The sequence below is a fragment of the Thalassospira mesophila genome, assembly GCF_002115755.1.
Lineage (GTDB): Bacteria > Pseudomonadota > Alphaproteobacteria > Rhodospirillales > Thalassospiraceae > Thalassospira > Thalassospira mesophila.
Genome location: NZ_JFKA01000002.1, coordinates 1 through 19,022 on the forward strand (window position 1 = coordinate 1; position 19,022 = coordinate 19,022).

Below are 19,022 nucleotides of genomic sequence, written 5' to 3' on the forward strand. Positions count from 1 at the left end.
TTTGTTTATTCCCTGTGTCTGCTTCGAACTCGCCGTTTACAGCAAGCCGCGTGCGGCCAGATTGCCCATCAGGGCGGTAATGCCAAACGACCACGGGGTAATTTTATCGGATCGGTCGACACGGTTGATCAGGGTGCCGAGTTGCGGGGTCGATATTTTAACGATATCGCCGGTTTCATGGGTAAAGCCAGCCCCCTTGGCACCGCGATCCTGCACCGGGGCAAACATGGTGCCCAAAAACAGCATGAAGCCATCGGGATATTGGTGATGTTTGCCAATCGCCTGCCCGACAAGGCTTTCCGGCGAGCGGCTGATTTTGCTCATCGAGCTGCCGCCTTCAAGGTGGAAGCCGTCTTCGCCGTCAATGGTCAGGGCAATATCGGCGGATTTGACGTTTTCCAGCGTGAAATCACCATCAAACAGGCGAATGAACGGGCCGATTGAACACGACCCGTTATTATCCTTTGCCTTGCCCAGCAACAGGGCCGAGCGGCCTTCAACATCGCGCAAGTTTACATCATTGCCCAAGGTCGCACCAACAATGCGCCCGGTTGAAGTTACGGCCAGCACCAGTTCAGGTTCCGGGTTGTTCCAATGCGAAATCGGGTGCAGGCCAACATTGGCCCCATGGCCAACCGATGACATCGGCGGGGCCTTGGTGAAAATTTCGGCATCGGGCCCAATACCGACTTCGAGATATTGCGACCAGGCGCCTTTTTCCAACAGCACTTTTTTAATGTCGGCGGCCTTTTGCGAGCCGGGCTGAATTTGCGACAGGTCTTCACCGATAATGTCGGTAATTTCGCGGCGGATCTGGTCGGCGCGCGAGGAATCGCCACGCGCCTGTTCCTCGATCACACGTTCGAGCAAGCTGGAAACAAAGGTAACGCCACTGGCTTTGACGGCCTGGACATCGTTGGGGGCCAGAATATGCAATTTGCCAAGGTGGGCATCGGGTGTGCTGTTGGCCAGTGCATCGTCAAGCGTGCCGAGAATGGCAAAATCGTTGGGGTTGCGCAGTTTTGCCACCAGATCGCTACGTTCAAGAAGCTGGCTGGTGGTGGCACCCAATGCGCTGATATCGCGCAAAGTACCATTCGCGATCAAAACCGGGGTCGGGCCGCTGACGCGCGGGTCCCAGACCCGGCCAATCAGCACGGCGGTTTCGGAATCTTGTGGCAAAATATCCTGGGCGTTCATCGCATGTTCAAGCATTAAACTGGCCTGTTATTGTTGTGAATATCGAGGGGCGTGCCGGGTCATAACCAGACCTTATCAGGAGGCAGGCAAAATGTGAATGCGACTACAACATGGAAAATGTGTTTTATCAATAAAATACCGAATCATTTTTGCAAAGAGAACGCTGCAGTCACATTGCGGTATTTTTCCCGCTAATGAATTGGGATTGACCGATAATCTTACGCGAACAGTTTCGGGCTGGTTTGGTCCCCGTACCAAGGGATTTTAATATTCGCGGCCCGGTCGTGCGCGATAAACCGGAAAACTGAGCCGGTATTTAATTGCGGCTGCGCGCAAGGCAAAAGCGCATAAAAATGCCGCCAGTGCGACGGGCTGTTTGGGCAGTTCCAGCATGGCGGTTCCCACCGTGTAAATGGTGGCACCTAACAACGCCGAGGTAATATAGATTTCCGGGCGTAAAATAAGCGGCAGCTCATTACATACCACATCGCGGACCATGCCGCCAAAGGTGGCGCTGATCATGCCCAGAATAATCGCCACCAGGGGTGAAAGATGAAGGTTAAGGCCAATCGCCGCCCCGGTAACGCCAAACATCGCCAGCCCCAGCGCATCAAGCCAGATCAGCGCAACATAACGCCGTTCCAAAAGGTGGGCGGTAAAATAAACCACCACCGCACTGGCAATGCAGGTAATGATCCAGGCCGGGTCGCGGATCCAGAAAACCGGGGTTTCACCGGTAATGACATCGCGCACCGTGCCGCCACCAATGCCGGTAAAGGTGGCGATCAGGACAAAGCCGACAATGTCCATTTGCCGGCGCGATGCTTCAAGCGCCCCGGTGACGGCAAAAACGGCAACGCCGGTCAGTTCCAGCCAATAGGTCATGTCGGTCATGGTCATTTTGATCGTCCATTGCCAGATTGATAAGGGCGTTTCGCATTTTTAGCATACCGGGCACGGCATAATCCGCCAGCGTGATTTTCGCAAGGGTCTATACGTATCAAAGCGTTCCGTTATGGCACACAAGGGCATGTCACACGTGCGCGCGATATGCCAGTATTGGCACGTATTCGTGCGTCTAAATTCGTGCCGTTTGTTTCGGCCGTGGCCTATTCTAAAGCCACTGGGCAGCGGCATAAAGTAGGCGTGCGCGGGGCCTTGCACCCTCTCGCGTTGTGCTGCAATCTTGACTTTGGCTGGCGAAAATCGCATAGCCTTTGCATGACAATTAAAAATGAAGCAGACCTTGTTGCCATGCGCCGTATCGGGCGATTGTGCGGCGATATACGCGATGCCATGTGCGCCGCCGCCGAGCCGGGCATGACCACGGCCGAGCTTGATGATATGGGCCGGGCCATGCTTGATGCCGCCGGGGCGATTTCGGCGCCTGAAGGGGAATATGGCTTTCCCGGTGCGACCTGTATTAGTGTCAACGAAGTGGTTGCCCATGGCATTCCCGGGCCGCGCGTGTTGCAAACCGGCGATCTGGTTAATGTCGATGTTTCGGCATCGCTAAACGGTTATTTCGCCGATACCGGTGCCAGCTTTGTTCTAGGCGGGTTTGAAGCATCCCGGCCCGAGATTAAAAAGCTGTGCGAAGACGGGCGCAAGGTGATGATGCGGGCGGTGCGCACTGTGCGCCACGGCACACCACTGCGCGAAATTGGCCTGACGGTGGAAAATTTCGCGCGTAAAAACGGCTATACCCTGATCCGTAATCTGGCCAGTCACGGTGTTGGCCGGTCTTTGCATGAAGAGCCCGCCACCATCGCCACATGGGATGACCCGCGTGAACGTCGCACCCTTAAAAAGGGCCAGGTCATAACCATTGAACCGTTTTTGTCGCTGGGGTCCGAATGGGCCACCGAAGACAAGGACGATGGCTGGACCCTGTATGCCGATACCGGTGCGCCCACGGTGCAATACGAACACAGCATTGTGGTTACGGCCAAGGGCTATGAAATTCTGACTTGAGACCAGATGCCGACAAACCCCGCCATATGAAGGCGGAGTTTGCGCGTGGCACTGGTGATCATATCAGCCTGATCGCCGTGAGTGCGTTTTGAAAACCGTTCAAAGCCCGGGGACAGAGACCTTCTTTTCCAACAACAGCAGCAGTTGTGCGACGATACTGGTCATGACGACATATATTGCGGCGATCAATAAAAAGACTTCGAAAAACTGAAACGTCTCGTACCCGATTTTTTCGGCACGCGCGGTGATCTCGGTGACCCCGATGGCATAGGCGATCGAGGTATATTTAAGCTCTAGAATAGCCTCGTTCGACCACTGCGGAATAACACGGCGCAAGGCCTGGGGCAGGATGATGTTCACAAAGCCCTGAAACTTTCCCATGCCAAGGGCACGGGCCGCCGTCATCTGTCCCATGGGAACGGACCGAACAGCGCCGCGCAAGTATTCGGCCTGATAGGCCGCTGTATTGAGGCCAATGGCGATAACGGCAGCGGTTAACGGGTCAAAGACAATGCCAATTTCCGGCAAGCCCAGATAGATGAAAAACATCTGTACCAGCATCGGGGTGCCACGAAAGATTTCCACATAGATGGTGGCAATCACATAGATTGGCCGGTTGCCGTAAATGCGCGCCCACGCCAGAACAAGCCCCAGCATCGCACCGATCGTCATGGCCGATACCCACAACCCCAACGTGGTCGGAACGCCCAGAAGGACATAGGGCAAATGTTCAATTGCGAAATCGAACCACGCGCTCATGCATCGTCTCCGTGTTCAATCACGTTGAGGAAGGCACGGGTCCGGTCCTGTTGGGGGGCATTGAAAATTTGCGACGGCGGCCCCTGTTCAATGATTTTGCCACCTTCCATGAAGATGATTTCATCGGCCGCCTTGCGAGCAAAACCAATTTCGTGGCTGACCACAAGCATCGTCATGCCTTCGGATGCCAGCTTGTTCATCACCGAAACCACTTCGCCGGTCAGTTCCGGGTCAAGTGCGCTGGTCGGCTCGTCAAACAGGATCAGTTTGGGTTCCATCGCAAGAGCGCGCGCAATCGAGGCGCGCTGTTGTTGCCCGCCTGAAAGCTCGGCGGGATAAGCATCCGCCCGATCCGACAGCCCGACACGTTCGAGTTCTTTATACGCCAGATCAAGGGCGGCCTTTTTGCCAAAACCGCGTAATTTACGCGGCCCGATGGCAACATTTTCGACCGTGCGCAAGTGTGTGAACAGGTTGAAATCCTGAAATACAAAGGCGACCTTCTGGCGCATTGTGTTCAGGTTTTTTGCCGTAAGTTCTTCGCCGTCGACAAAAATCCGCCCCTTATCGGGCGGGGTGAGATGGTTGATGCAGCGAAGAAGTGTTGATTTACCGGTGCCCGAGGGGCCCATGATGACTTTTGACTGACCCGGTGCCATGTCAAATGAAACACCCTTGAGGATTTCAGCAGCACCATAGCTTTTATGAATATTTTCAACACGCAGCAGCATTATGCGTCTCCCCTGTGTTCAAAGCCCGGAAGAGAAAGACGGTTCTCTAACCGGTACAGGGCCCAGTTTCCTGCACGATTGACGACGAAATACATCAGCGCAACCACACCAAAAACGACCAGGATATTGCCCTGTGTATTGGAAATAATGTACTTGGCCTGACGGGTGAGTTCCACGACGCCAATGACATAGGCAAGGGATGTGGCCTTTAATTCACTGGAAAATTCATTGGTCCATGGCCCGATAGACATGCGCAAAGCCTGGGGAATAATGATATCGCGGATCGCTTGTAACTTGTTCATGCCCATGGCGCGCGCGGCCATCATTTGCCCGTTGGGCACAGACAGAAACGCGCCGCGAAAGATTTGTGACTGATAGGCCGCCGAGCGTAACCCCAATGCCAGAACGGCCGCCGTAAACGACCCCATTTCAATGTAATCGGTGACGCCATAATAAAACAGCAGCAGCAACACAATTGCCGGAATGCCGCGAAAAACGCGTTCGAATAGCACGCAGACCAATCGTAAGGTCCAATGACCGTAAACTTCAAGGATCGCAAGCACTAACCCCAAAGCCAGCCCCAGTGATAACAGGCAAACAAGTAACCCGATTGCGACTGTAAGGCCGTGTACCAGATATGGCATCTGGCTTAACAACGTTTCGAAAATCATGTTTTCATGCTCGTTGGAACGGAAAGGAATGCCGTATTGCCGCACCTGTGGCGGGGCAGCAATACGGCCAGCCATCAGTTACTTCGTGTAACCGGGAATGTCGCCCTGATAGGTATCAACATAGGCAGGCATCGACGTCGGGATATCGCGAATGGTCGATTGCGGCGCATAGGAATGGACAATTTCGGCCCATTGACCGGATTTATAGATGTTCATGATCCCTGCATTGATTTTGCCGAGCAATTTTTTCGGATCACCCTTTTGAACGGCAAGTGCCTGGGGCTGGTTTTGCTGAATGGTCCCCACGATCTTGATCGGGCGTCCTTTGGCAATGAAGTCCTCGGCGGTATCGGTTGAGGTCACAACAGCATCCAGTCGTCCGGCAAGCATGTCGGCGATTGCGGTAACATAGTCTTCGTAACCGCGCAGGGTTACGCCGACCTTGTCATTTGACGCCAGATTATCTTCCAGCCATTTGAACTGGGTTGCACCGCCCTGCGCGCCAATTGTCGCGCCACAGCACATGGCTGTGATCAAATTTTTGTCGGAATCTTTGGGGACGAGAATTTCGTCGTCATTTTCCCACCACGGGATGGTGAAATCGAGCGCCTTGGCGCGTTCCGGTGTCACGTTGAGCCCGGTGACGAGAAGATCAATACGCCCTTTGACCAGGGCGGGGATCAGCGATGGCCACGGAAGGTCCTTGAATTTCACTTCCAGGCCCTGATCTTTGGCAATTGCGCGCATGGCATCAATGGCAATGCCTTTGTATTTGCCGTCTTCAACATAGGCCCAGGGCGGAAAGGCTGCTTCGACCCCGGCGGTTAAAGTTTCTGCCTGCGCATTGGCCGAAGCCATTGTTGCCATGGCAAGCATGGCAGCGGCAGGCGCAAGTTTTCGAAAGATGTTTTTCATTTGTAGCCTCCTGAAGTGCTGATTGGCGGAATGCATTATGGTTGTCCCTGAAGGACAACAGCATTCCCATTTTGTGTGTCATTACGAAGTGACGATGAAGTTTCACCACCATAGTAAGTAAATAAAAAAATGTCTAATATAAATAATTTTCAAAAATTGGGAAAAATTTCAAATTATTGGAAAGTGGTTATTGAGTATAAAAGAAAAAATTTCTGTTTTTGGATCGATAAATCGCTCGATAATTTAAGTAATATTACTGACAAAATTAAAAATACACTTATTTATATAATTCAACTTGCAGTTATTGTTTATTTTATTGTGTCATTGCAAAAAATACTGCATGGGGCCTGCTTGGATGGTAAATGCGTCTTTGGGGCTGGGTGTTGAGCGCCGGATACAACAAACCCCGCCACGAAAGGGCGGGGTTTGTTGGTATTTAAAGCCCGGTAAAGCTTGTTGCACCACCGGGCAGGGTTGGTTTTTTTGACGGACAACTGCCGACCAAACCCTTATGGGCCGGTCGGGCCCAATAAGGGTTGGTCTGGCTGGGGTGATCAGGCCCCGTATTTTGCCTTGGCTTCGCGGCGGCGCGCATGCAGGACCGGTTCGGTATAGCCGTTGGGCTGTTCGCGGCCCTTGAACACCAGATCACAGGCGGCCTGAAAGGCAACGCTGTCGTCAAAATTGGGGGCCATGTTGCGGTAATCGGCATCACCGGCATTTTGCTGGTCCACCACGGCGGCCATGCGTTTCAGGGTTTCCATCACCTGTTCTTTGTCACACAGGCCATGATGCAGCCAGTTGGCAATGTGCTGGCTGGAAATGCGCAAGGTGGCACGGTCTTCCATCAGGCCGACATTGTTGATATCGGGCACCTTGGAGCAGCCCACCCCGGCGTCAATCCAGCGCACGACATAGCCGAGAATACCCTGGGCGTTATTGTCCAGCTCTGCCTGAATTTCGCTGCGCATCGGGTGCTGGTCGCCCAGACGGGGGATGGCAAGGATATCATCGAGGCTGGCGCGATCACGCTTGCCAATTTCATCCTGAACGGCGCGCACATCGACCTTGTGATAATGCATCGCGTGCAGGGTGGCAGCCGTGGGGGATGGTACCCACGCACAATTGGCACCGGCTTTGGGATGGCCAATTTTGGCTTCCATCATTTCGGCCATGCGGTCGGGTTTCGCCCACATGCCCTTGCCAATCTGGGCAATGCCCTTCATGCCGCATTCAAGGCCGATATCGACATTCCAGTTTTCGTAAGCCTGAATCCAGTATTGGTCCTTCATGGCTTCCTTGCGGACCACGGGGCCTGCTTCCATGCTGGTATGGATTTCATCGCCAGTACGATCCAGAAACCCGGTATTGATAAACACAACCCGGTCCTGTGCCGCGCGAATGCATTCCTTGAGGTTGACCGTGGTGCGGCGTTCCTCGTCCATGATGCCGACTTTAAGGGTATGGGCCGCAAGACCGGCGGCTTCCTCGGCGAAAGCAAACAGCTCGCTGGTAAGGGCGACTTCTTCCGGCCCGTGCATTTTGGGTTTTACAATGTAAATGCTGCCCGCGCGCGAATTTGAAACACTGCTATTGCCGTCAATATCGTGTTTGCCGATAACCGCTGTCATCATGGCATCCATGAAGCCTTCGGGCACTTCGTTGCCATCGCCATCGAGGATGGCATCACTGGTCATGAGGTGGCCAACATTGCGCACCAGCATCAGGCTGCGACCGGGCAGGGTGACTTCCTGACCATCAAAGCCCTGATAGGTCCGATCCGGGTTGAGCCGCCGGGTCAGGGTTTTGCCGCCTTTTTCAAACTGTTCTTCCAGTGTGCCTTTCATCAGGCCCAAAAGGTTGCGATACACCAGAACCTTGTCGTCGGCATCAACTGCGGCAATTGAATCTTCGCAATCCTGAATGGTGGTCAGGGCCGATTCCATAATCACACCGGCAACACCGGCGGGGTGGTCCTTGCCAATGAAATGGGTGGGATCGATTGAGATTTCGACATGCAGGCCATGATTGCGCAGCAAAATCGCGCTGACGGCATCGTCTTTTTCGTTAAAGCCGATAAATTGCGAGGGTTGAGCCAGCGCAGTTTCGGTGCCGTCTGCCAATGTTGCCTGAAGCGCCCACCAGCCCGCGCCATTATCGCGGACTTCATACTTAACCACATCAGCATGTGCGCCATTGGCCAGGGGCGCCGCGTGATCGAGAAAATCGGCGGCATAGGCGACCACGGCAGCGCCGCGTTCGGGGTTAAAGGATTTGCCTTTTGCCTTGCCGTCTTCATCATCAATGACGTCGGTGCCATAAAGCGCATCATAAAGGCTGCCCCAACGGGCATTGGCCGCATTAAGGGCATAACGCGCATTCATGACCGGCACCACCAGCTGCGGCCCGGCCACGCGGGCAATTTCGGCGTCAACATTGGTGGTGGTAATGTAAAAGTCATCGCCTTCGGGCAGCAAATAACCGATTTCGGCCAAAAACTCCTTGTAGGCGGCAGGATCGCGGGCCTGATCGCGGCGCGACAGATGCCAGTCGTCAATCTGCGCCTGCAAGTCATCGCGTTTGGCCAGAAGGGCGCGGTTGCGCGGGCCCAGTTCGGTCACCAGCTTTTCAAAAGATGCCCAGAACGCATCTGCATCCACCCCGGTGCCCGGAAGGACTTCGTTTGCCACCAGATCATGCAACACGGTTGCAACCTGCAGGCTACCTTTGCTGATTCTTTGGGTCATGTTTCCTCTCGCCAGTGATCATGTATAACCGGGTGCTTGTTAGCATGCCCCGTTGTCTGAACACAGCATAAGGGGCTGCACCATCCCCGGTCCACCACAGCTTTCAAATCCGTGGGATGTTTTCCGCATTATGGAAAACGTTTGATCTGGCGAAATGATCCGTGCCGGGCGCCACAAATCTGGCGACCGGTTCGTTACGGGGCTGTCTGACCCGGTAGTCAGGCAAAGATAGCGTTGCAGGCGTTAGTGCCCCTTGGGCGGGGATGATATTTCGCGGGTGAGGATGCTGGTGTCGTTGTTGTTGTTGTCCTCGTCGGCCTGTGCGGCAGTTGCTTCCTCGTCGGCGGCAATTTCGTCACCCAGCGGGGATAATTCGGTGACCATGGGGGTCGTGCGCGGTACGGCCACGAATGTCCCCTGTTCTTCCAGCGTGATGCGACGCCCGAAACCGGCCCGATAGATGGCAAAAATCGCCATGGCACAGCCAACGATCGAAAACAGTAATGGCAGGCCCCAAGGGCCGAAATAATCAAGGAACATGGAACCGACAATCGGGCCAAAGGCCGCCGAGCCGCCATAGACAATTAAAAGTGCGCCACTGGCGGGGACAAAATCATCCGGGGTCAGATAGTCATTCACATAGGCCACTGAAATGGCATAGACCGGCATGGTAAACACACCGAGCAACGCCCCCCACAATGACAGATTGGCCCGGATTACGTCGGGCATGGCATAGGGAACAAGGCCGGTTATGATCAGGCCAAGCAACAAGCCAATCAGAACATACTGGCGAGGCACCATGTCCGATGCCCGGCCAATCGGCCATTGCAAAACCATGCCGCCCAGAATGACAAAAAACATAAAGGTGGCGATCTCGGCGGTGGGCAAGCCCAGATCGGCGGCAAAAACCGGGCCGACACCGTAAATGGCCCCCGAAAAAACACCGCTACCCGCCGCGCCGATAAAACCAAGTGGCGAAATAGTGAACAACCGGCGCAATTTCATGCGTTCACGACTGACCGCCGCCGGGGGCGGCTGGCGGGTCAGGGCAATTGGCACCAGCGATAGCGATAACAGAACCGAGGCCAGGGTGAACAGTTCAAACCCCGAAATGGGCGACAGGTTGAGCATTAACTGGCCCAGGGCCAGCCCGCCCAGCGAAACGGTCATATAGGCCGCCATCATCGCGCCGCGTGAATTATTATCGACCTGTTCGTTTAACCAGCTTTCCACCACCAGATACAGACCCGATAGGCAAAGCCCGGTCATGGCGCGAAACAGCGACCATGTAATGGGGTCGACAAACACGGCATGCAGCAAGGTAATGGCCGAGCCGGTCGATGCCAGGGCGGCAAAGGTGCGGATATGACCGACCCGGTTTACCAAAGATGCACCCCATATGATCCCGCCAACAAAGCCGGAATAATAGGACGCCATAATGATACCGGTATAGATCGGCGCAAACCCTTCGGAGGACGCCCGCAACGCCAGCAGCGATGATTGCAGCGATGACCCGGAATTAAGGGTGAAGGCAGCAAAAAGGGTCGCCGACAGGGCAATAATCATCGCAATAGGCGAACGCGGCATGGCCAACCTCAGGGCGTTGCAGGATTTATGCAAATACCCTGCCGGATCGACAGCGGGGCTGTCAATCTGCCAAGGGTAAAACGTGTATGGTTTTCAGGAACGTATTTCATCCCGGGGTGTTCCCGGCAGCATCGGGGAACATATCCCCGACACCCTGACGAGATTGCCGCACATAGGGCATTTTCCCCCGAAATACCAGCATTCAATTCGCAACCATGACACGAAAACAAACATGACAGCAATGCCACACCAAACGGGCGTTGTTCAATTGCGGGTTGGCCATCGATTTACAGCAATGCGAGGACAGACTGATAGCGATCAAAATGCTGCGTTGCGGCGGGTAATTTTTGGATCGACAAGTTACTTGACCTTTGCGCGCCCGATGCCTTCTATGATCTGGAATTGGTTGAAATTTGCGAGGATTTGCCACATAGCGGGTGGAATTTTGCGCAATTGAACGGTAAACGGCCAGATAGAAGATTATGGGGCTGGCCGAAAAACGGGAGGATATCTTGAAAGTTTTACGTACAATCGGTGTTTTGGCAGCAGGTTTGGGCCTGTTGGGCGCATGGGGAACAACGGCACAGGCCGAAACCCGCGTGACCCTTAAATCGGCCAAATCGGCGTCATCCTATTATCAGATGGCGGCCCAGTTTGCCGAAGCCACAAAAACCGGCACCAAGGGCGATATTATTGTCACGGTCGAAGAAAGCCAGGGCTCGGTTCAGAACGTGATGGAAGCGTCGGTCCGGCCAGGCAACTATATGTTTACATCTCCGCCCGCTCTGGTTGCATCCGCGCAGGCGGGGACTGGCCCGTTCAAAGGGCGCCCGACCGATAAATTTGCCGATGTTCGCGCGCTGTTTCCCATTCCGTCGCTGACCATGCATTTTGTTGCCCGTGCCGATCGCGGGATTAACAGTTTTGCCGACCTTGAAGGTAAAACCGTTTTGCTGGGCAAGGGGTCTTTCGGGGCCAAAGAAGGCGAAAAATATCTGGAATTGTTTGGCCTGAATGACAAGGTCAAGCTGGCCAGTGCCGAATTGTCCAACGCCGTTTCTGCCCTTAAAAACGGCCAGATTGATGCGTTTGTGACCGCAGGTTCGTGGCCTGCGCCGAACGTGATCGAGGCTGCTGCAGGCATGGATGTTAAAGTTCTGTCGTTAAGCGATGACCAGATTGCAAAAACCGGGCGTGACCTTGCGGTTATTCCGGCAGGTACTTATAGCGGCCAGACCGATGACATTCACACATCATCCCTGTCGGTTATTGCCTATGCCACCACCGCCATGGATGACGATACCGCCTATGCCCTGACCAAAACCTATTGGGGCCAGAAAGCCAAAATGGGCCAGGATGCCCAGTGGTGGAAAGGTGTAACACCGGAAATGCTGGCAAATATCAAAGGCAAAATCCATCCGGGTGCCTTGCGTTATTATGCCGAAGCCGGTTTTCCGGTCCGCGATGATCAAAAATAAGCGTCCTTGACGTCATCTGCCCTTGTGGCCCGGTATGTCCGTTTGTGTCGTGCCGGGCCTTCTGTTTCAGGAATGTCATGCAATCTGCTTCCCATCCGGGCCTTGCCCGCCCGGTCTGGATCGCCCTTGGGGCCGTATCCATTGTTTTTCACCTGTGGCTGATTTTTTCCGGCCTTGTTCCCAATCTGGTAAGTCGCCCGTTGCATATGGCGCTGGCTTTGCCGTGGGCGCTGGTTTTTGTGGCCAAAACACCGGCACAAAAAACAAGCGGCATGGTTCTTGCCGCCATTGGTCTGTTTGGATGCGGCTGGATCGCGTGGCATCACAGCGAACTTTCCGACCAATACGGGTTTTTGGCCGATAATTTCCAGATTGTTTTGTCACTGGCATTATTGGGAATTGTGCTGGAAATGGCGCGCCGTGCCATTGGCTGGCCGTTGCCGATGGTGGCCTCGCTGGCCCTGGCTTATGGCTTTTGGGGGCAATATATTCCCGGCGAATTTGGCCATGGCGGATTGCCGGTTGAAAGCATGCTGGGCACACTGACCATTGCCGAAGGGGGTCTTTGGGGCAGCCTGACCGGTGTTTCGGTTAGCATTGTTGCGATTTTTGTGATTTTTGGCGCGGTTTTAAATGCCGGTGAAGCCGGGCAGGGCTTTATGAATGTTGCCGGGGCTGCTGCCGGGCGCTTGCGCGGCGGCGCGGCCAAGGTTTCGGTTATTTCATCGGCTTTGTTTGGTTCAATATCGGGCTCGGCGTCGGCCAATGTCGCCTCAACCGGGGCAATTACGCTGCCTGCCATGACGCGGCTGGGCTATCCCAAACGGTTGGCCGCGGCGGTTGAGGCGGTGGCATCATCGGGCGGGCAGATCATGCCACCTTTGATGGGGGCCGGTGCGTTTGTGATGGTGGAGCTTACCGGGCATCCCTATTCCGAAATTATGGTGGCGGCATTGCCGCCAGCGTTTTTGTATTTTCTGGCCGTCTGGATTGGCATTAACGCCTATGCCGGGCGTTATGACCTGCCGGGCTTGCCTGATGAAGACCGGCCGGCAATGCGGGCGGTTGTTATTACCTCGGCCTTTTTTCTGGTGCCGTTCACGGTGCTGTTGTGGGGCATGTTTGGCGGTGGTTATACACCGCAATACGCCGCCTGTATTGCCCTTTTGGCCGGGGCGATCTTGCTGTTTTTTGATGCCGGGCTGACCTTTGATTTACGGCGCACCCGCGACCGCTACATCGATGTATGCCTGAATGCCGGGCGGCAAATTTCCATGATCGCCTCGATCATTTTATGTGCCTCCATCGTGATTGGCGTTTTAGGCCTGACCGGACTGGGGGTGAAAATCACCTCGTTATTGCTATCAGGGTCGGGCGGCATGTTGTGGCCTGCTTTGGTGTTAACCGCCATTGCCTGTCTGGTGCTGGGCATGGAAGTGCCGACCACGGCGGCCTATGTGATTTGCGTATCCGTTGCCGGGCCTGCCCTTGGCGAACTGGGGCTGGACCCGTTGCAGGCGCATTTGTTTGTCTTCTGGTTTGCGCTGTTATCGACCATTACGCCGCCAGTGTGCGGGGCGGTGTTTATTGCCGCCGGGATGGTCGAGGAAAACTGGCTTAAGGTCGCCGGAACCGCCATGTCGCTCGGCGTTGGCCTTTATCTGGTGCCACTTGCCATGGTCGCCAACCCGTCCCTGATTGCGTTGGCCAGCCATCCGGTCTTGGCGGTGGCGGCAACATTAAAGGTTGCGGTTGGTTTGGGCGCTATTTCCTATGGTATTATATCTGCCCGCCCGTGGCTGACACGTTTGTCGCTGGTGGTGGCCGGGGGGCTGGTGGTTTTTGCCTTTGGCCTGTAGCGGCAGCTGAAAACAGACAAAATAAAAAAGACGGTCGCCTGTTACAGCGGCCGTCTTTTCCTTGGGAGGAAAATGTATTATCGCCGGGCTGGTTAAACTATACCCGACCGCTGCGCGGACCGGCGAAAAACCAGATAATCAGGCCAAGTACCGGCAGGACAAGAATAAGGATTGTCCACAAGATTTTCGCACCTAAGCTTGCGCCACTGCCGAACACATTAATAATCGCCCAAATGTCGGCGATTAAAATGATAATGCCTAAAACACCGCCAAATCCTGTCATGACCCAACCTCGTTTGTTGTTTAAAAGGTGGTGTTTCCACCGTCGGCTATTTGCCAATTAACAATGAAACGCCGGTTAACGGGTAATGTTCCCGCTTCAATATTTCGGGTTTTTAAAAGATCAGGGCCTTGTAGGCAGGTTGGCGCAATAGACTTTTCTCTTTGTCAGAAAAAGGGAGAAACCGGTTGTGAATCCCGGCAGGGCGGTTAGCCAGGCATAAAAGACGGGCCGGGTTTGTTGTTAAACCACTTGCCCGGCACACCAGCCCGAAGACCATGCCCATTGAAAGTTAAACCCGCCCAGATGGCCGGTAACATCGACCACCTCGCCAATGAAATAAAGGCCTGGTGCCTTGCGGCTTTCCATGGTCTGCGACGATAATTCGCGGGTATCAACCCCGCCCAGTGTGACCTCGGCGGTGCGATATCCTTCGCTGCCTTGCGGAGCAATTTGCCATTGATTAACATCGCTTGCCAGTTTGCGCAGGGCCTTGTCGCCGGTTTCGCCAATCGGGCGTTCAAGGCCATGTTTGGCGGTAATATATTGCGCCAGGCGGTTGGGCAACATACGTGACAGCACGTTATGCACCATCTGTTTTGGCGTTTCTTCCTTGGCCGATTTTAACAAATCAAACGCATCCTGTTCCGGGTTCAGGTTGATCTGGATGGTTTCGGCTTCGCGCCAATAGGATGATATTTGCAAAATCGACGGGCCGCTTAACCCGCGATGGGTAAACAGCAAGCCTTCGCGAAAACGGGTTTTCTGATGCGCCACAACCGCATCGACCGAAATACCGGCCATCTGGCCCAGATCCGCCCGGGTGTCAGGGTCAAATGTAAGTGGGACAAGGGCGGCGCGGGTGGGAATAATTTCCAGACCAAATTGCCGCGCGATTTGATAGCCAAAGCCGGTCGCCCCGATTTTCGGGATCGACAAACCGCCACATGCCACCACCAGCGACTGACAATGCCAGCGCGCGCCGCTAAGCGATGTTACAAAATACCCGCCCTCGGGTGCGGCTTCAATTTCCTTGATGCTGGTGGACAGTTTGATGTCCACATCCACATCGTCACATTCATTAAGCAGCATATCGATGATTTGAAATGCGCTTTCGTCACAGAACAGCTGACCAAGGGTTTTTTCATGCCAGTCGATATTATAGCGATCAACCAGGGCAATAAAATCGTGCTGGGTATAGCGTTTCAGCGCTGATACGCAGAACCGTTTGTTTTGTGAAATGTAGTTTTCCGGTTTGGCATGCAGATTGGTAAAATTGCAGCGCCCGCCCCCGGAAATCCGGATTTTTTCCGCCGGTTGGTCGGCATGATCGATCACCATTACCGACCGGCCCCGATTACCGGCCTCGATGGCACACATCAGGCCGGCGGCACCGGCGCCAATAACGATTACATCCAGGTTTTTCACAGCCGCTCGATTCTTTTCTGTCATGACATAAATGGAAACGGGCCGTTTATAGGGCTAAAACGTCGCCCTGTCAGCCTTTGCCAACGCCCCAGACGAATTGATCGTGACATGCCTGGTTAAAACACCGGCAATATTGATCAGGCCGGAATGCTTTTCGCTTCCGGTAAATCGTCGTCGCGTGACAGGTTGGGTTCCTGCGGGCGGTGGGGGGCATCCTGGGCATCACGGATGTGATGCAAGCGGGAATTGTCGCGGATCGCGGGGGCCGATGCGGCGGTGGTTTCAACCAGATCATTTTCGGTAGCAACCCGGTCACGCCCCGTTTCCTTGGCCAGATACAAGGCCCGGTCGGCCCGCTGGATCAACTGGCCCAGTGGTTCGCCGTAATCAAAACAGCCAATACCGATGGAAACCGTGATCTGGTCCAGTGACGAGCCATCTGATTCACTGATAACAGCTTTTTTTCGGACATTCTCGCGAATAATCTCGGCCAGTCGGCGGGCATTTTCCATGTCGGTGCGCGGCAGGATCACGGCAAATTCCTCGCCGCCATACCGTGCGGCTGTGTCGCGACCCTTGATATTATTGCACAGGGTTTGCGCCATCAGCCGAATAACCTGATCGCCAATCTGGTGGCCATAGGTATCGTTAAACTGTTTGAAGTGATCAACGTCGATCATAAGCAAACACAAAGGCGTGCCGCTTTCCATGGCCTCCATGGCGCGGTTGCGCAATTGCTGGTCAAACATTTTGCGGTTGGCAATGCCGGTCAGCGGGTCGGTCATTGCTTCGCGGCGCATGGCCTCAAGATCCTGGCGCAGGCGCGAAATTTCAGACGATACCTTGTCCCCGTCTTCATGATCGTCAAGGGCGAAACTGGTGATTGCGGTATTATCCAGTCCGCCGTCGCTGTTGGCGTGGCCGGGGCTCGCATCATTGGTCATATGGGGCGGCGGGGCGTCAATCAGGCGCGAATGCAGCGGCGGATGTTGCAAAATGCCGGGGACATGGCTGGTCGGGGTTGGTGTCGGGGTAAAGGCCTGGGACCCGAAAAAACGCTCATAGAGGTAATGACACCGCAGCGGGTCAAATTCCTGATGATTGGAGCGCAAAATATCGATGGTCTGGGTGAGTTCTGCGCTGGTGCCTGACAGATAATGATAAAACAGGGCATAATTTGACGGGGTCGGCGCTATATCCAAGCTTGAAAGCAGTGCAACGGTTTCCCGTGCAATCTTTCGTGCCTGTTTTAATGCTTCGCCATGGTCAGTCATTAATGATGTCGCCCAGGGTGTTGCTGCATGATTGGATAACGGCCGCGGTTGCTGTATCACAAGCCCACATTCAAGAAACCTTCCCGGGTCAACGGGGCCAAATTACGATACGGTTGCCAGCACGGGAGCACACAGAATTCATGCTCACAGATATAGTATTTCCCATCCTTTGTATAGGTTATAGGGGGTGGGTTTTGTTTTGATGTGGGTCAAGTGGGCCGAAAAGCTTTAAACTGTTTAAAATTTAGGCAACTATAGGCTTGGCGAGACGGTTCTGGCACAACGCTAAAAATGATAAAAACAACCGGGAGGACTGTGGTGGCATTACCTTTGCGCGCCAAACGAATGGCTTTGTTAACGTTGATCGGATTGGTGGTGTCTGGCCCGGTTCTGGCCCAGCAAAACGGCGAAAACCCAACGGGCGACTCCACACCGAAAATTGTCGATTTGCGCAAAGTTACGGCCGAAGAACGCAGCAATCTGCCGCCCCTGATGGAGCGCTATTTGCTGGATGAAATTAAATCGCTGCGCACCGATATGCAGGGGATGCGGACCGATTTGATGCGCGAGGTGGTTAACCGCCAGCTTGAAGCCATCGACAAGGCAATCAGCTATTCGTCAAACACCGTCACGTATTTTTTCTATTTTGTGGCTGCGGTGGGCGCGCTGCTTACCATGCTGGGCTGGCAGTCGCTCCGCGAGCTTAAATCCAGTGTGCGCTCGCTGGCCCATACGGAGCTGCGCCGCCTGTCGGAAGAATTTGAAACACGTTTAAGCGCGCTGGAAGAAGAACTGCGCCTGAAAAGCCAGGTGATTAACGAAAACCAGCGCGAGATTGAACGCACCCAAAGCCTGCATGCCTATTGGCTGCAAGCCAACCAGGTGACCAACCCGCGCGCCAAGATCGAGATTTATGACCGGATGCTGGAAATGTCGCCCGGCGACCCCGAAGTCATGGCCTATAAGGCCGATGCGGCCCTGATGCTGGGCGAACGCGACTGGGCGCTTAGCCTCTGTAACCGGCTGTTGGCCGAAGCCCCCGAAAGTGCCAATGGCCATTATCAGCGCGCCTGTGCCAATGCCGGGCTTGGCTTTCGCGAGGCCGCCCTGGCAGATTTGCACCGCGCTGTTGAATTATCCGACGCCATGCGCCAACCGGCTTGGTCGGAAGTGGAATTTGAAAGCCTGCGCGACATGGCCGAATTTGCCGACATACTGGGCCCGCGTAGCGAAAGCGACGGGGTGCGCCCGGCAGAGTGATTTTGTTTTTCCGGCCAATTGACCCTGAAAAAAAACACCACCAGGACATGCTCCTGGTGGTGTTTTGCGTTGCTGTCCGATTAAAGCAAACGGGCGATTATTTACCCAGTTCGTTCCACAGCGGGTGGATCGGGGCTTCGTCTTCGGTGATTTGGGTGAAGCGGGCATCGGTATCGAAGAAATAGTTATCGGCCAGATCATCATTGACCTGTGACACTTCACCGACAATGACGTCGCCCTTGCCTTCTTCGCCGTAAAAACGATGCACCATGGTGCGCGGCAGGGTAACGCTTTGCCCCGGTTCCAGCACAACTTTGCCGCCCGCAGGCAAAATGTTCAGTTTGCCATCGGTGCGTACGTGAACATCGCTTTCCTTGTCCATCTCGCCGTCTGTGGTCAGGTTATAAAGTTCCACCACCAGGTTGCCGCCGCCGCGCACAATGATGTCTTCCATTTTGACTTTGTGGTAGTGCCACGGGCATTCCTGATTTTCGCCGACAATCATGATTTTTTCGGCATAGGGGACTTCGCCCGGCTGGCGCAAAATGCCGTTGCGCAGGCAAAACAGGATCAACCCGCGTTCGGCAAAGCGGCCTTCGCCGTAATCGGTAACATCCCAGCCCATTTGGTGGGTGTTGCACCATTTCGCCAGATCAGGTTGTTTGTCCCATTCCTCGGGCGAAAAATGCGCCCACTCGGGCAGGCGAAACGAAATGGAATTGTAAAGTTCCTTGGCGTGATTGATGCAGGCGTTGATTTCTGACCGGCGCATAAGGGCATTCCCCCGAAGTTTGTTGTGCGACACGGGATGGCCGTTTCGGGCGGCATCATCCGTAAAAAGATGCGTGGTTTTAACATG

General features: G+C 54.5%; 16 protein-coding genes. 4 read left to right on the forward strand and 12 right to left on the reverse strand.

Annotated features, from left to right (window positions below):
• Nucleotides 1–36: 36 nt before the first annotated feature.
• Both TMES_RS04370 and TMES_RS04375 read right to left on the reverse strand, forming a co-directional pair.
• Entirely contained in the window at nucleotides 37–1,215 is a 1,179-nt protein-coding gene (locus TMES_RS04370; RefSeq protein ID WP_085579920.1) for a fumarylacetoacetate hydrolase family protein, read from the reverse strand.
• A 249-nt stretch (nucleotides 1,216–1,464) separates the two neighbouring features.
• The gene (locus TMES_RS04375; RefSeq protein ID WP_085579922.1) at nucleotides 1,465–2,100 is read right to left on the reverse strand and encodes a trimeric intracellular cation channel family protein; all 636 of its coding nucleotides are present in this window, start codon (nucleotides 2,098–2,100) and stop codon (nucleotides 1,465–1,467) included.
• A 321-nt stretch (nucleotides 2,101–2,421) separates the two neighbouring features.
• Between TMES_RS04375 and map the strand changes: the two genes are divergently transcribed.
• Entirely contained in the window at nucleotides 2,422–3,174 is a 753-nt protein-coding gene (gene map / locus TMES_RS04380; protein WP_085579924.1) for a type I methionyl aminopeptidase, read from the forward strand.
• Between the two features lie 99 nt (nucleotides 3,175–3,273).
• Here the strand turns inward: map and TMES_RS04385 are convergent, their stop codons facing one another.
• The 6 genes from TMES_RS04385 to TMES_RS04415 form a co-directional block, all read right to left on the reverse strand.
• Nucleotides 3,274–3,933 (reverse strand): amino acid ABC transporter permease, encoded by a 660-nt coding sequence (locus TMES_RS04385; RefSeq protein WP_085579926.1) that lies wholly within the window; start codon nucleotides 3,931–3,933, stop codon nucleotides 3,274–3,276.
• A complete protein-coding gene (locus TMES_RS04390; RefSeq protein WP_085579928.1) occupies nucleotides 3,930–4,664 on the reverse strand; it encodes an amino acid ABC transporter ATP-binding protein in 735 nt (244 codons plus the stop codon). Before TMES_RS04390 ends, TMES_RS04385 begins: the two co-directional genes overlap by 4 nt.
• Nucleotides 4,664–5,410, reverse strand: a complete 747-nt coding sequence (locus tag TMES_RS04395) for an amino acid ABC transporter permease (protein ID WP_211275868.1) — start codon at nucleotides 5,408–5,410, stop codon at nucleotides 4,664–4,666. Before TMES_RS04395 ends, TMES_RS04390 begins: the two co-directional genes overlap by 1 nt.
• Before the next feature lie 3 nt (nucleotides 5,411–5,413).
• Complete coding sequence (locus TMES_RS04400; RefSeq protein WP_158091191.1) at nucleotides 5,414–6,250, reverse strand: ABC transporter substrate-binding protein; 837 nt, start codon at nucleotides 6,248–6,250, stop codon at nucleotides 5,414–5,416.
• A gap of 554 nt (nucleotides 6,251–6,804) precedes the next feature.
• A complete protein-coding gene (locus TMES_RS04410) occupies nucleotides 6,805–8,997 on the reverse strand; it encodes a malate synthase G (protein ID WP_085579933.1) in 2,193 nt (730 codons plus the stop codon).
• Nucleotides 8,998–9,240: 243 nt separating this feature from the next.
• Nucleotides 9,241–10,584: an MFS transporter gene (locus TMES_RS04415; protein WP_143589536.1), complete on the reverse strand. Its 1,344-nt coding sequence runs from the start codon at nucleotides 10,582–10,584 to the stop codon at nucleotides 9,241–9,243.
• Nucleotides 10,585–11,096: 512 nt separating this feature from the next.
• On the opposite strand from TMES_RS04415, the gene TMES_RS04420 reads away from it, so the two are divergent.
• On the forward strand, nucleotides 11,097–12,062 hold the full coding sequence (locus TMES_RS04420) for a TAXI family TRAP transporter solute-binding subunit (protein WP_245835208.1): 966 nt from the start codon (nucleotides 11,097–11,099) through the stop codon (nucleotides 12,060–12,062).
• Between the two features lie 77 nt (nucleotides 12,063–12,139).
• Nucleotides 12,140–13,921, forward strand: coding sequence for a TRAP transporter permease (locus tag TMES_RS04425; protein ID WP_085579937.1), 1,782 nt, complete (start codon nucleotides 12,140–12,142; stop codon nucleotides 13,919–13,921).
• A 97-nt stretch (nucleotides 13,922–14,018) separates the two neighbouring features.
• On the opposite strand, the gene TMES_RS04430 is transcribed toward TMES_RS04425, so the two are convergent.
• The 3 genes from TMES_RS04430 to TMES_RS04440 form a co-directional block, all read right to left on the reverse strand.
• Nucleotides 14,019–14,204 (reverse strand): PLDc N-terminal domain-containing protein, encoded by a 186-nt coding sequence (locus tag TMES_RS04430; RefSeq protein ID WP_085579939.1) that lies wholly within the window; start codon nucleotides 14,202–14,204, stop codon nucleotides 14,019–14,021.
• Between the two features lie 240 nt (nucleotides 14,205–14,444).
• Complete coding sequence (locus TMES_RS04435; RefSeq protein ID WP_085579941.1) at nucleotides 14,445–15,629, reverse strand: BaiN/RdsA family NAD(P)/FAD-dependent oxidoreductase; 1,185 nt, start codon at nucleotides 15,627–15,629, stop codon at nucleotides 14,445–14,447.
• Nucleotides 15,630–15,766: 137 nt separating this feature from the next.
• Nucleotides 15,767–16,903: a GGDEF domain-containing protein gene (locus tag TMES_RS04440; protein WP_085579943.1), complete on the reverse strand. Its 1,137-nt coding sequence runs from the start codon at nucleotides 16,901–16,903 to the stop codon at nucleotides 15,767–15,769.
• Between the two features lie 318 nt (nucleotides 16,904–17,221).
• Here TMES_RS04440 and TMES_RS04445 point away from each other — a divergent pair, with 318 nt between their 5' ends.
• A complete protein-coding gene (locus TMES_RS04445; protein WP_245835209.1) occupies nucleotides 17,222–18,163 on the forward strand; it encodes a TPR end-of-group domain-containing protein in 942 nt (313 codons plus the stop codon).
• A gap of 97 nt (nucleotides 18,164–18,260) precedes the next feature.
• On the opposite strand, the gene TMES_RS04450 is transcribed toward TMES_RS04445, so the two are convergent.
• The gene (locus TMES_RS04450; protein WP_085581140.1) at nucleotides 18,261–18,935 is read right to left on the reverse strand and encodes a D-lyxose/D-mannose family sugar isomerase; all 675 of its coding nucleotides are present in this window, start codon (nucleotides 18,933–18,935) and stop codon (nucleotides 18,261–18,263) included.
• Nucleotides 18,936–19,022 lie beyond the last annotated feature (87 nt).

Coding starts and splice junctions, on each gene's coding strand:
- TMES_RS04370 (WP_085579920.1), bottom strand. CDS start 1,215: ATGCTTGAACATGCGATGAACGCCCAGGATATTTTGCCACAAGATTCC.
- TMES_RS04375 (WP_085579922.1), bottom strand. CDS start 2,100: ATGACCATGACCGACATGACCTATTGGCTGGAACTGACCGGCGTTGCC.
- map (WP_085579924.1), top strand. CDS start 2,422: ATGACAATTAAAAATGAAGCAGACCTTGTTGCCATGCGCCGTATCGGG.
- TMES_RS04385 (WP_085579926.1), bottom strand. CDS start 3,933: ATGAGCGCGTGGTTCGATTTCGCAATTGAACATTTGCCCTATGTCCTT.
- TMES_RS04390 (WP_085579928.1), bottom strand. CDS start 4,664: ATGCTGCTGCGTGTTGAAAATATTCATAAAAGCTATGGTGCTGCTGAA.
- TMES_RS04395 (WP_211275868.1), bottom strand. CDS start 5,410: ATGGCTGGCCGTATTGCTGCCCCGCCACAGGTGCGGCAATACGGCATT.
- TMES_RS04400 (WP_158091191.1), bottom strand. CDS start 6,250: ATGAAAAACATCTTTCGAAAACTTGCGCCTGCCGCTGCCATGCTTGCC.
- TMES_RS04410 (WP_085579933.1), bottom strand. CDS start 8,997: ATGACCCAAAGAATCAGCAAAGGTAGCCTGCAGGTTGCAACCGTGTTG.
- TMES_RS04415 (WP_143589536.1), bottom strand. CDS start 10,584: ATGCCGCGTTCGCCTATTGCGATGATTATTGCCCTGTCGGCGACCCTT.
- TMES_RS04425 (WP_085579937.1), top strand. CDS start 12,140: ATGCAATCTGCTTCCCATCCGGGCCTTGCCCGCCCGGTCTGGATCGCC.
- TMES_RS04430 (WP_085579939.1), bottom strand. CDS start 14,204: ATGACAGGATTTGGCGGTGTTTTAGGCATTATCATTTTAATCGCCGAC.
- TMES_RS04440 (WP_085579943.1), bottom strand. CDS start 16,903: ATGACTGACCATGGCGAAGCATTAAAACAGGCACGAAAGATTGCACGG.
- TMES_RS04450 (WP_085581140.1), bottom strand. CDS start 18,935: ATGCGCCGGTCAGAAATCAACGCCTGCATCAATCACGCCAAGGAACTT.